This window comes from Rhodococcus sp. 27YEA6 (assembly GCF_044908235.1).
GTDB lineage: Bacteria > Actinomycetota > Actinomycetes > Mycobacteriales > Mycobacteriaceae > Rhodococcus_F > Rhodococcus_F qingshengii.
This window is the reverse complement of sequence record NZ_JBIYCY010000005.1, coordinates 188,184-200,428: the sequence shown is the minus strand read 5'-3', so window position 1 is coordinate 200,428 and position 12,245 is coordinate 188,184. Positions and strand designations below refer to the sequence as shown.

Annotated in this window: 8 protein-coding genes; 1 reads left to right on the top strand and 7 read right to left on the bottom strand. The window is 64.2% G+C overall.

What is annotated here, in order from left to right:
* Positions 1 to 284: 284 nt before the first annotated feature.
* From ABH939_RS15815 to ABH939_RS15785, 7 genes are all read right to left on the bottom strand, one after another.
* Positions 285 to 1,721 (bottom strand): GuaB1 family IMP dehydrogenase-related protein, encoded by a 1,437-nt coding sequence (locus ABH939_RS15815; RefSeq protein ID WP_042919784.1) that lies wholly within the window; start codon positions 1,719 to 1,721, stop codon positions 285 to 287.
* A 3-nt stretch (positions 1,722 to 1,724) separates the two neighbouring features.
* The gene (locus ABH939_RS15810; RefSeq protein ID WP_003944968.1) at positions 1,725 to 2,606 is read right to left on the bottom strand and encodes a DMT family transporter; all 882 of its coding nucleotides are present in this window, start codon (positions 2,604 to 2,606) and stop codon (positions 1,725 to 1,727) included.
* Between the two features lie 4 nt (positions 2,607 to 2,610).
* Positions 2,611 to 4,113, bottom strand: a complete 1,503-nt coding sequence (locus tag ABH939_RS15805) for a DEAD/DEAH box helicase (protein ID WP_404649793.1) — start codon at positions 4,111 to 4,113, stop codon at positions 2,611 to 2,613.
* A gap of 62 nt (positions 4,114 to 4,175) precedes the next feature.
* Positions 4,176 to 5,633: an NADP-dependent phosphogluconate dehydrogenase gene (gndA, locus tag ABH939_RS15800; protein ID WP_007730904.1), complete on the bottom strand. Its 1,458-nt coding sequence runs from the start codon at positions 5,631 to 5,633 to the stop codon at positions 4,176 to 4,178.
* 217 nt (positions 5,634 to 5,850) lie between these two features.
* The gene (locus tag ABH939_RS15795) at positions 5,851 to 7,818 is read right to left on the bottom strand and encodes a DEAD/DEAH box helicase (protein ID WP_404649792.1); all 1,968 of its coding nucleotides are present in this window, start codon (positions 7,816 to 7,818) and stop codon (positions 5,851 to 5,853) included.
* A gap of 261 nt (positions 7,819 to 8,079) precedes the next feature.
* Complete coding sequence (locus tag ABH939_RS15790) at positions 8,080 to 9,033, bottom strand: M56 family metallopeptidase (RefSeq protein ID WP_007730909.1); 954 nt, start codon at positions 9,031 to 9,033, stop codon at positions 8,080 to 8,082.
* A 25-nt stretch (positions 9,034 to 9,058) separates the two neighbouring features.
* Positions 9,059 to 9,472 (bottom strand): BlaI/MecI/CopY family transcriptional regulator, encoded by a 414-nt coding sequence (locus ABH939_RS15785; RefSeq protein ID WP_003944876.1) that lies wholly within the window; start codon positions 9,470 to 9,472, stop codon positions 9,059 to 9,061.
* 191 nt (positions 9,473 to 9,663) lie between these two features.
* Between ABH939_RS15785 and ABH939_RS15780 the strand changes: the two genes are divergently transcribed.
* Positions 9,664 to 12,237 carry a bifunctional lysylphosphatidylglycerol flippase/synthetase MprF gene (locus ABH939_RS15780; protein ID WP_404649791.1) on the top strand — a complete coding sequence of 858 codons (2,574 nt, stop codon included), beginning with the start codon at positions 9,664 to 9,666 and terminating at the stop codon, positions 12,235 to 12,237.
* Positions 12,238 to 12,245 lie beyond the last annotated feature (8 nt).

Sequence of the window (12,245 nt, the reverse complement as noted above, 5' to 3'; positions counted from 1 at the left end):
GGGGCCGCCGGGTTTGTCTCCCGGCTCGCTAGAGGAGCCCTCCGAACCGGCGGAATCAGAAGATTCCTCGGATAATACGACGGGTGTAGCGCCGGGTAAGTGTGTGGGTGCCTCGGGCACCGGGTTCCTTTCGTCAGAGCCGAGTAGTTCTCGGCAGTAGCGGGCTCGGTCGGGTCGCCGAAGGGCACCCGACCGAGTTTTGTTTTCTGTTTACGGATCCAATGATACCGGCGGGTGCCCGGGAGTAGGGACCCGAGCACCCGCCGACAGTCACAGAACGTGGTTCACCAACCAGACGGAAGCGGCCGTCCTTCGGCAAATCCGGCGGCGGACTGCACGCCCAGAACGGCCTTCTCGTGCAGCTCCTCGAGAGAGCGCGCACCCGCGTACGTGCAGGTACTGCGCACGCCGGAACAGATCTGATCGATCAGGTCCTCGACTCCAGGGCGCTCGGGATCGAGACGCATCCGCGAACTGGAGATGCCTTCCTCGAACAATCCCTTACGGGCGCGATCGAAAGCCGTTTCGGTGGCTGTGCGAGCGGCAACAGCGCGCTTGGAGGCCATACCGAAGCTCTCCTTGTACGCGTTGCCCGCCTGATCGACTTTGAGATCGCCGGGGGACTCGTATGTGCCGGCGAACCACGAGCCGATCATGACGTTCGACGCGCCCGCCGCGAGGGCGAGTGCAACGTCGCGGGGGTGTCGAACGCCGCCGTCGGCCCAGACGTGCTTGCCGAGCTCACGTGCCGCTGCAGCACATTCCGCGACGGCCGAGAACTGCGGGCGTCCGACGCCGGTCATCATGCGAGTCGTGCACATGGCTCCGGGCCCGACGCCGACCTTGACGATGTCCGCGCCTGCGGCGATCAGATCACGGGTTCCCTGTGCGGAGACCACGTTGCCTGCAACCAACGGGACGCCGAGATCGAGCGCCTTGAGGGTGGTGAGCGCATCGATCATTCTCTGCTGGTGACCGTGAGCCGTGTCCACGACGATCACGTCTGCACCGGCGTCGACGAGAGCCTTGGCCTTGGCGCCCACGTCACCGTTCACACCGACCGCCGCAGCGACCCGGAGTGCGCCGCGCTCGTCGACTGCGGGGTCGTAGATGCCGGCACGAATCGCGCCGGTGCGGGTGAGGACGCCGGCAAGAGTCCCGTCTTCGTTGACGATGACCGCCAGCGGATCGTGCTTGGTTTCGAGCAGTTCGAAGACCTCACGCGGTGTGGCGGTGACCGGGGCCGTGACGAAGTCGGTGATCGCGACGGTACGGAGGCGAGTGAACCGATCGACATCCGCGCAGGCAGCCTCGGTGACGACACCGAGAGGCTTACCGTCCTCGACCACCACGACCGCGCCGTGAGCGCGCTTGGGAAGCAGCGCCAGCGCATCGGAGACGGCGTCGTCCGGACTCAGCGTGACCGGCGTATCGGCGACGAGGTGGCGGCTCTTGACGAACGCCACGGTCTCGGCGACAGCGTCGGTGGGGACGTCCTGCGGAATGATGACCAGTCCGCCGCGGCGGGCGACAGTCTCCGCCATGCGGCGGCCGGCGACTGCGGTCATATTGGCGACCACGACGGGAATGGTCGTTCCGGATCCGTCGGAAGAATTGAGATCGACGTCGAACCGAGAGGTGACCTCGGTCCGGTTAGGGACGAGGAAGACGTCGTCGTAGGTCAGGTCGTATGGGGGGCGTTGCCCTTCGAGGAACTGCACGTTTCACGAGCCTACCGTCGATTCCGCCGTAGCGCCCTCGGTATCGCGCGCTTGTGAGCGGGAGAGGGCGATCGTGGTCATGATCATGACGGCGACGGCGCACCCGATGAGAGCAATTCCGGGACCGTCGACGCGGAGGCGTTCGTCGAGCACTGTCATCCCCAGGAAGATGGCCGCGATCGGCTCGCCGATCGTCAGGGCGGGTAGCGACGCCGACAGCGGCCCGACCTGGAACGCGCGCTGTTGCAGGTAGACCCCGATTGCGCCCGAGGCGATCAGCGCCCACGTCTGCCATGCCGAAATCACCCCGACGACGCCGTGGCCGAGTAGGTCGGTGACGTACTTGGTGAATGCGACGGCGACGCCGTAGAAGATGCCTGCCGCAGAGCCGAGAAGCAGTGCGCGCCAGCCGCCGTCGAGTTTGGACAAGCCGCCGACAGTTGCGGCCACGGCCACTGCGACCGTAATCGTCAGGGGCACAGCCCAATCCGACCATGGAGCATTGCTGTCTCCCTCGGTGGGATCGCCGACGACGAGGAAGATCGCCAAGGAAATCGCGAGCATGATCGCCAGTGACCACGCGGAACGGGTGATGCGGATTCCCGAGAATTTGGCCGAGAGAGGCAGCGCGAACAGCAACGAGGTCACGATCAGCGGCTGCACCACCAACACCGAACCCAACGACAGTGCAACGGCCTGCATGACGTACCCGCCGCCGTCACCGATCAGCCCGGCCCACCACCGAGGACTGCGAATCAACGACGCCACCAACGCCTCGCCCTCGGGAACCGCGGACGCCGCCCGTTGCTGAGCGACCGAAGCGCACGCGAAGAGCAGTGCAGCGAGAAGTGCGCAGAGAACCGAGATCAGTGGAAGATCACCCATTCCCTCAGTGTGCGCGCTTGCCCGCCCGATTTCCGGCAGACGGCTTTCCTGCGCCGGGTGCGCCGCGACGCGGGGTCAAGCCCTTGGACGCCAGACGCTCCGAACGGGTCGGGACCGGAGTGCCGTCCGCACGGATCTTCTTCACACTCTTCGGATCGGTGACGCGCCGCGAGGAGGCGGCGCGCTTGTCGCCGTCCTTCTTCATCCGGCCTCCGGCAGCGGTCCGGCCTGCAGTGTCGTGTTCCTGACGGCCACGCTTGGCGGTGTGCTTGACGGCAACCGTCGTATCGGGAGCCTCGACCGGAATTCCCGTCGGCTCCATCGCACCGGTGATGCGCGTGAGTTCAAGATCGTCAGGACGAACCCGCACACCGTGAACCTTGATGCCTGCCTGCTTGGTCAACTTCTCGACCGAATCACGTTCTTCGTCGGTGACGATGGTGACGACGACGCCTGATTCCCCGGCGCGTGCCGTCCGGCCGGCCCGGTGCAGGTAGTCCTTCGCCTCGGCCGGGGGATCGACGTGAACGACGAGCGTCACGTCGTCGACATGGATTCCGCGCGCGGCGACATCGGTGGCGACCAGGACCGGTGTTGTCCCGTCGGAGAACGACGCGAGGGTCTTGGTCCGATTGTTCTGCGTCTTGCCGCCGTGCAGAGCCCCGGCCGAGACGCCGATCAAATGCAGTTGCTGCGCAAGACGATCCACACCGTGCTTGGTCTTGACGAACATGATGGTCCGCCCCGCGCGCGAAGCGATATGTGCGACAACGGATCTCTTGTCGTCGCGGTCGACGAAAAGCAGGTGATGCTCCATGGTCGAGACGGTCGCAACCGGGGGAGCAGTCGAGTGCGACGCCGGATTGCGCAGGTAACCCGCGACCAGATCGTCGACCTTGCCGTCGAGTGTCGCCGAGAAGAGAAGACGCTGACCGTCTTTCGGAGTCGTGTCGAGAATATTCGCAACCTCGTCGATGAAACCCATGTCTGCCATGTGGTCGGCTTCGTCGATGGTCGTGATCACGACGTCGTCGAGAATCACCGACTTCTGGTCGAGTAGGTCGAGTAGGCGCCCGGGGGTCGCGATCAGCAGATCGACGCCGCGGGCAAGGATGTCGGCCTGACGCTTGATCGGAACGCCCCCGACCGCATTTGCCACACGCAAACCGATCTCGGTAGCGGCGTCGTCGAGTGCCTTGTGGATCTGGATCGCCAGCTCACGGGTGGGAGCGAGCACCAAACCGCGCGGACGATTCCGCTTGCTCGCCCCACCCTTGAGGCGCACCAGCATCGGAAGCCCGAAGGCCAGAGTCTTTCCGGAACCCGTCGCACCGCGCCCGAGTACATCCCGACCGGAAAGAACATCGGGGATGGTTGCCGACTGAATGGGGAAGGGGGCATCGATGCCGCTTCGGCGCAACGCGTGCACCATCACGGCGGGGATTCCGAGGTCGACGAACGAACGCCCTTCGGTCGAGGTGGGCGAGTCGATCGTCGATTCCTGCATTTGTCCAGGCTACCGGGTATCGGTAGACGCAGATGACCGCATCTACCGATACCCGCTGTGAATCAGGCCTCGATTTCGCTGCGGTCACCGCTCCACAGTGTGTGGAACTTGCCCGGCTTGTCGATGCGCTCGTAGGTGTGCGCGCCGAAGAAGTCGCGCTGACCCTGAGTCAGGGCGGCCGGCAGACGCTCCGCGCGGAGACCGTCGTAGTACGACAGCGAGGACGCGAACGCAGGTACCGGAATGCCGAGCATCGTCGCGGTGGCGACCACGCGGCGCCAGCTGTCGATGCCTGCCTCGATGGCCTCGCGGAAGTACGGCGCCAGAATCAAGCTCGGCAGGCTCGGATCCGCGTCGAACGCGTCCTTGATGCGGTTGAGGAACTGCGCACGGATGATGCAGCCACCGCGCCAGATCGTCGCCAGGTCGGCAGGCTTGAGGTTCCAGTCGTACTCGGCGCTGCCGGCAGCGATCTGATCGAAGCCCTGCGCGTACGCCACGATCTTCGACGCGTACAGCGCGGCCTGGATGTCGGCGGCGAACTGCTCGGCGTCAGCAGGCTTGTCGCCGAGAGAGCCGGCAGCCAGACCCTGCGCCTGAGCTGCAGCGCGCTGATTGCGGCTACCGGACAGTGCGCGAGCAAACACGGCTTCGGCGATACCGGTGACCGGCACGCCCAGATCCAGAGCGGACTTGACCGTCCAGCGGCCCGTGCCCTTCTGCTCGGCAGCGTCGACGATGACGTCGACCAAAGGCTTGCCCGTCTCGGCGTCGACCTGGCGGAGCACCTCGGCGGTGATCTCGATCAGGTAGGACTCGAGGGTGCCCTTGTTCCACTCGGTGAAGACGTCGGCAACCTGACCGGCGTCGTAGCCCAGAGCGTCGCGGAAGAGGTTGTACGCCTCGCCGATGAGCTGCATGTCGGCGTACTCGATGCCGTTGTGCACCATCTTGACGAAGTGACCGCTGCCGTCGGGGCCGATGTGCGTGCAGCACGGGGTGCCGTCGACGTGAGCGGAGATGGACTCGAGAAGCGGGCCGAGAGCCTCGTAGGACTCCTTCGGGCCGCCCGGCATGATCGACGGACCGTTGAGTGCGCCTTCTTCGCCACCGGAGATACCGGCGCCGACGAAGTGCAGTCCGCGGGCGCGGATCGCCGCTTCACGACGGATCGTGTCGGTGTAGAGCGAGTTGCCACCGTCGATGATGATGTCGCCGGGCTCCATGGCGTTTGCGAGCTCTTCGATGACAGCATCGGTCGGGGCGCCGGCCTTGACCATGATCAGGACGCGTCGCGGCTTCTGAAGTGCGGCAACAAACTCCTCGACGGTCTCGGTGCGCACGAAATCGCCCTCGGAACCATGCTCGGCGATCAGGGCATCGGTCTTCGCGATGCTGCGGTTGTGCAGGGCAACGGTGTGACCGTGGCGGGCGAAATTGCGGGCAATATTCGAACCCATGACGGCCAGGCCGGTGACGCCGATCTGAGCTCGGGGTGATTCGGTGCTAGTGGTTGACATGCTTACAGCTTTCCCTCTCGGTCCGCGGCTGTGAAATCCTGCGCTGTGCGCAGCCGAAAACGGTGCGGCCGCGACGCGCGTGAACATCAGACCGTGCATACAAAACACGGATGCAGATCACTTTAATTGCAGTGACCTGCATCCGTCTCGATACAGCTTCGGGCACAGCCGGAAGGTTCTCAGTGTTCAGTTGTCGAGCCGCAGCTCAGCGCAGGTATTACCGCTGATCGCGCTTCGGGCCGTCGAATCCGTCATAGCTACGACGGTCGGTACGGCTGCGGAAGCCGCCACCGCTGGTCGAGGCTGCACGGTTGTCGCCGCCTTCGCGGTTTCCCTGGTATCCACCGGAGGAGCGGTTGCCCTGGTAGCCGGTCGAGGGGCGGCTGTCGCGGTCTCCGTAGGACGGACGGCTGTCACGGTTGCCCTGGTATCCACCACCGGAAGAGCGGTTGCCCTGGTATCCGCCGCGGCTCTCGCCGTCACGGTTGCCCTGGTAACCACCCGAAGAGCGGTTTCCTTGGTAGCCGGTCGAGGGGCGGCTGTCGCGGTCTCCGTAGGACGGACGGCTGTCACGGTTGCCCTGGTAACCACCGCTGGAGCGATCACCCCGGTATCCACCGGAAGAGCGGTTGCCCTGGTATCCGCCGCGGCTCTCGCCGTCGCGGCTTCCCTGGTAGCCACCCGAAGAGCGGTTTCCTTGGTAGCCGGTCGAGGGGCGGCTGTCGCGGTTGCCCTGGTAACCACCACTGGAGCGATCACCCTGGTATCCGCCGCGGCTCTCGCCGTCGCGGTTGCCCTGGTAGCCACCCGAAGAACGGTTGCCTTGGTATCCACCGGACGAGCGGTTGCCCTGGTATCCGCCACGGCTTCCACCACGATCACCGAAGGAACGCTCGCCACGAGAAGAGCTCTCGCGCAACGGTTCTCCGGTCGGCTTCTTGGCGCCGGTGATGCGAGCGAGTTCAGCAGAACCCGGGGTGACGGCAACGGCTGCGGCATTGACGCCGGCCATACCGGTCAGACGCTTGAACTGACGCTTCTGGTTGGGCAGCACGATGGCGACAACGGTGCCCTTCTCGCCGGCGCGAGCGGTACGACCAGCGCGGTGCAGGTAGTCCTTGTGGTCGGCCGGGGGATCGACGTGAACGACGAGGTCGATGCCGTCGACGTGGATTCCGCGTGCTGCGACGTCCGTTGCGACGAGGACCGGTGTGCGGCCGTTCTTGAAACGCTCGAGGACGCGGGTGCGCTGGTTCTGTGCCTTGCCGCCGTGAAGCGACTCGGCAGCGATGCCGACTGCGCGGAGGCGGTCGGTGATTCCCTCGCAACCGAGCTTGGTGCGGGCGAACATGATGGTGCGTCCGTCGCGGGCACCGATCTCGGCGAGGACTGAATCCTTCTGTCCACGATCGACGAGGAGGACGTAGTGCTCCATCGTGTCGACGCTTGCGCGGCCGTCTTCGGTGGAGTGGGTGACGTGGTTGGCCAGGAACTGACGAACCAGCGACTGGACCTCACGGTCGAGGGTTGCCGAGAACAGCAGACGCTGTCCGTCTGCGGGGGTCTCACCGAGGATCGAGCGAACCTCGGGCAGGAAGCCCATGTCCGCCATCTGATCGGCTTCGTCGAGTGCGGTGATTTCCACCGAGTCGAGGATGCAGGTGCCCTGACGCAGGTGGTCGCCGAGACGACCCGGCGTTGCGACGAGGACGTCTACGCCGCGTCGGAGCTGATCGACCTGCTTGGCGAACGGCGTTCCACCGACAGCGGGACGAACCGTGAGTCCGAGTGCGCCGGCGTAGGAGTTGAGGGAGTCGACCACCTGGAAAGCAAGCTCACGGGTGGGGACGAGCACGAGTGCGCGGGGACGCTTGGCGGCCGGGCGATCTTCGTGGCGTGAGAGGCGGGTCAGCATCGGCAGGCCGAAGGCGAGGGTCTTGCCCGATCCGGTCTGTGCGCGGCCGAGAACGTTGGTTCCGGCGAGCGCGTCCGGGATGGACTGCGCCTGGATGGGGGACGGGACGGTGATGGAGTTGCGCGCCAATGCGGCAACAAGCTGCTCGGGCAGGCCGATCTCGGCGAAGGTGATACCCGGCTCGGTGGCGACTGCTTCTTCGGCAGCGGGGGTATTGACGGTGGGGTCTTCGATGTTCTCGGAAGACGACATTTGGACAGCGTTGGTCACGCGGAAACCTCTCCGGACTACGGGCACGTCGCGGAGCGGAAGAAGCCATGCTGAAATACACGACACAGTTCGCAAAGGGACGAGCCAGGGCACATGTCACCTGGCAATCCGAACGCATACTGCGGGGAATTGGGCTGTGTGCCGTTATATGTTGACGGACCACGATGGTGGCCGTGGTCCACTCTACGCCACCGGGGACACCGAAGTCAGGTAGCCCCGCCTGTGACCTGCACTACTACACGGGGTTGCGCAGGTCAAGACTCAGTATGCGTTGAAAAGCAGTCGAAGTTCGGTGAGCCAGGGCACAGCCACCGCAACCGTGGGAACCACGAGAATCGCGACCGCCCCGAGGTACGCAAAAACTGCGATGCGGGGATCTGCGTCGTCGGCCGAGAGGCGTTGCACTCGGATGAGCGTCGACGGCCCGCCCGCTGCCATTGCCCCGCGGGGTGCCGTCGATCCGGCACACGCGACAAGCGCCCGCGCGAGGGGAGTGGGACCGGTAGCCCGCACGGCTGAATCGTCGGCGAGCAACTCCACCAGTAGCTGCACCGATCCCAGGGCCGACTTGCTACGAACGAAACGGGGGAACGCGTGGTTGACGGCAGTGAAAGCCTCGAGGACCAGATCGTGACGAGCTCGCAGGTGGGAACGCTCGTGCGTCAGGATGGCTTTGACCTCGGCATGATCGAGGTTCTGCAGAGTGCCTTGACTGAGAACCACGCGTTGACGCAGACCTGGCAGGCAGTATGCGATCGGTTCGTCGACGTCCAGTACCCGCAGATCGGGTGTGCGTTCCACCGACGCGGGCATGGCGCAGTCGTCGAGAAGGTCCACCAACACGCGGTGACGTGCACGGCGACGTCGGGTTCTCACAGCGACCTGGATGATCGAGAAGATCAGCTTCGCGCCGATCAGAAGCGTCAGGGCAAAAACAACCACGTACAGAATCCACAGCGGGAGCCCGAGTGCATCGATTTCGGCGGTCGGGGCCGTCGTCGGCCTACCGTCAGTGCCGGGAACGAGCAGCTGGCTGGCAATGGCCAGGCCCGAGCTGAATGCCGACAGCACCGCAGCAATTGCGACGGCTTGCCACAGAACCAACGCCGCGCGTGGAGCGCGGTAAGGCCACGTGGAGCGGCTCAGGAGTGCGGGAACCGGACCGGCCAGCAACAAGGCAAGCAGTCCGAAAACCAGTGCAGTAGTGGCGTTCATGTCCTACACATCATGCACGACGAAATCAGTTCGGCCTAGAAATTCCGGGCTGCGCAGCCTTTTTCGCGGACTCGCGCACCTCGAGGGCAGCGAGCGCCTCGCGGAGAGCATCGGCTTCGTCAGCATTGACCTGTCCCACGAAGTGGACGAGCGCCGCAGCGCGACCGCCGGACTCCGGAGCCTGGGCCAGCGCGTCGACCATCAGACTCGCGACCAGTTCTTCGCGCTTATTGACGGGAAGATAGCGATGTGCGCGATCGTCACGCTGCTGAATCACCAGATGCTTCTTCGCCAGGCGCTGCAGAACGGTCATCACCGTCGTGTACGCCAATTCGCGATGCGTCGCGAGTGCTTCATGCACCTGTCGCACAGTTTGCGGTTCCGATGTGGACCACAAATGATCCATCACCGCGCGTTCGAGTTCACCTAGACCTGCCATTCTTCGATTCTACGGACTTCCACGACGAAATACGTACTACTGGTAGTAGTAACCACCTCGGTGGGGGTGTGGTATTGGCCATAGTGATCTGCGTGACGGTTACGGTGGTGTGAGACGACGAAAGTCCCGACAATGACGATGCCCGATAATTGCAAGCCAACAGTCGATCCGCAGAAAGTAGCCGCACGTAGATGACGATCGACAGTTCGCCGGGCACCGAAGAATCGACATCACGGGCGCGGGTAGTCACGCAGAAAGCTGCCGGCATCATCCGTTTCGGCATTCGCGACGCACCGTTGACGGTCGTTCTACTTCTCACCATGTGGATCGTGGGTGCCGCAACCGGCAGCCTCGTTCACGGACCGTCCCGCGATCTCGAGCACACGATCGGTGCCGGAATGGGCTCGATCCAGCACGGCCGCATCTGGACTCCGCTCACGTCCGTGCTGTGGGCAGGAAACCTGCTCGGGTACCTCGGCGCGACCGTACTCCTGATCGCAGTCGCCGCACCCCTCGAACGCCGAATGGGAACGATCAAGCTTGCGATCGCCGGCGCAAGCACTCAAATCTTGGGAGTCCTGCTCGGGCTCGGCTGGGCGTCGTTTGCGAAGGTGTTCGATTCCAGTTGGGGATTCCGCCTCCACGTGGGCTCCGCGGTCGGAGCCAGTGCATGGATCGTCGGCGCTGCGATGGCCGCCAGCTCGAACATGGGCACCCTGTGGCGCCGTCGCATTCGCGTCGGAACTTTGGCGTTGACGATCACTTTGGCCTTGTTCAGTGGTCAGCTGCAAGACGTCATCCGATTCTTTGCCGCTGTGGTGGGTTTGGTGATCGGTCAGTGGATCGTCGGACGATCGGCGCGCGGTGAGCGCATCGCCGGGACACAGCGAGAGGGTCGCGTCCTGGTCGCCATCGTCGTCGCGGCGAGTGCGATCGGCCCGATGATCGCCGCATTGTCCCCGCAGGCGGTCGGCCCACTCGCGGTCCTCCGTGACCTCTTCCGCGGAGTTCCCTGGACTGTCGCCGAGGTTCGAGAACTGTGCGAGGAGTCCTCGTCGGATCCGGACTGCCGACGAGGACTCCTCGAGCTCAGACTCTCCGGTATCGGCCCGACTCTGCTCTCGCTGATGCCGTCGATCTTCGTTCTCGTGTTGAGTGACGGGCTCCGTCGTGGCCGCAGATTCGCCTGGATTGCGACAGTGTGTGCTCAGCTAGTCCTACTCGTCCTCTCGATCGGGAACTTCGTCATCAGGTTCGTCGACGCCGTCGACAGTGACAGCTTGTTCTACGGAATCAGCGATCCGAACGTGTACCGAACTCTGGTGCCGTTCCTGACACCGCTCTTCGTACTGATCCTGCTGATCGCGACACGTCGATACTTCGACGTCGCGGCCCCGGCCAAGACATACCGACGTCTCGGTGCTGCGATCGTGACCTTGCTCGCGGTCCTCGCCGTGATCTACGTCGGCGGCGGAATGCTCGCCAGGCACGGGTTCGATCGCGAGCCAACCGTAACGATGTTGCTCGCGGACTTCCCTCAGCGCCTTGTACCGCCCGTGTACCTGCAGTTGATCGATCCGCGTCTGCTTCCCGTGGACATCGAGTCGACGTTGCTCTTCGAGTGGACCGGCGTCGTGTTCTGGGGCGTCGCCGCCGTGTTGGTGTTCGTGAGTTTCCTCAAGCCGGTCAAGACCGCCGATCCCAAAGCCGCCGAACGAGCGCGATCCATGTTGATCGCCGGTACCGGCAGCCCGTTGTCCTGGATGACGACGTGGAAGGGAAACACATACTGGTTCAGCGCGGACGGTTCGAGTTACGTCGCGTATCGCGTCATCGCCGGTGTTGCTCTCACAACCGGTGATCCGGTCGGTCCTCCAGATCGCATGCGCACGGCGATCGAGGAGTTTGCCGAGTTCGCGTCGTCGAACGGTTGGATTCCCTGCTTCTATTCAGTGACCGACGACGCCCGAAGCATCACTGATTCCATGGGCTGGAGCGGCCTGCAGGTCGCCGAGGAAACCGTGCTCGACCTCGGACAGGTCGCGTTCACAGGAAAGCGGTTCCAGGATGTGCGAACAGCACTGAACCGGGCGAAGAAGTCCGGGATCACGGCCGAGTGGATTTCCTTCCCTCATGCACCTCTCGCGATCAAGGATCAGATAGTTGCGATCTCGGAGGAATGGGTGGCGGACAAGGGGATGCCCGAGATGGGATTCACCCTCGGCGGACTCGACGAGGTCGACGACGAACAAGTGCGGTGCCTGATCGCCGTCGACGAGGATCGCACCGTGCACGGTGTCACGTCGTGGCTACCGGTGTACCGCGACGGCAAAGTCGTCGGGTGGACACTCGACTTCATGAGGCGACGCTCCGAAGGATTCCGTCCCGCGATGGAGTTCCTCATCGCCTCCGCTGCACTGAAATTGGAGGAGGAGGGCGTCGAGTTCCTCAGTCTGTCCGGTGCACCGTTGGCAACAATCGCCGGTGACTCCGAGAGGAATGCGAACGAACCGGAGGCCACGACTTTCTCGGCGATGATGGACAGCGTGCTCGACCTACTCGGTCGCACCCTGGAACCGGTGTACGGATTTCGTTCGCTGTTGGCCTTCAAATCGAAGTTCCAGCCGCGGTACGTGCCGATGCACATGACCTTCGCCGATCCAGCCGCGTTGCCGAGCATCGGGAACGCGGTCGGACGGGCGTACCTGCCGACCGTGACGATCGGTCAAGGATTCAAACTTGTTCGGACGATTCTGGGTCGCTGATTCGCGAT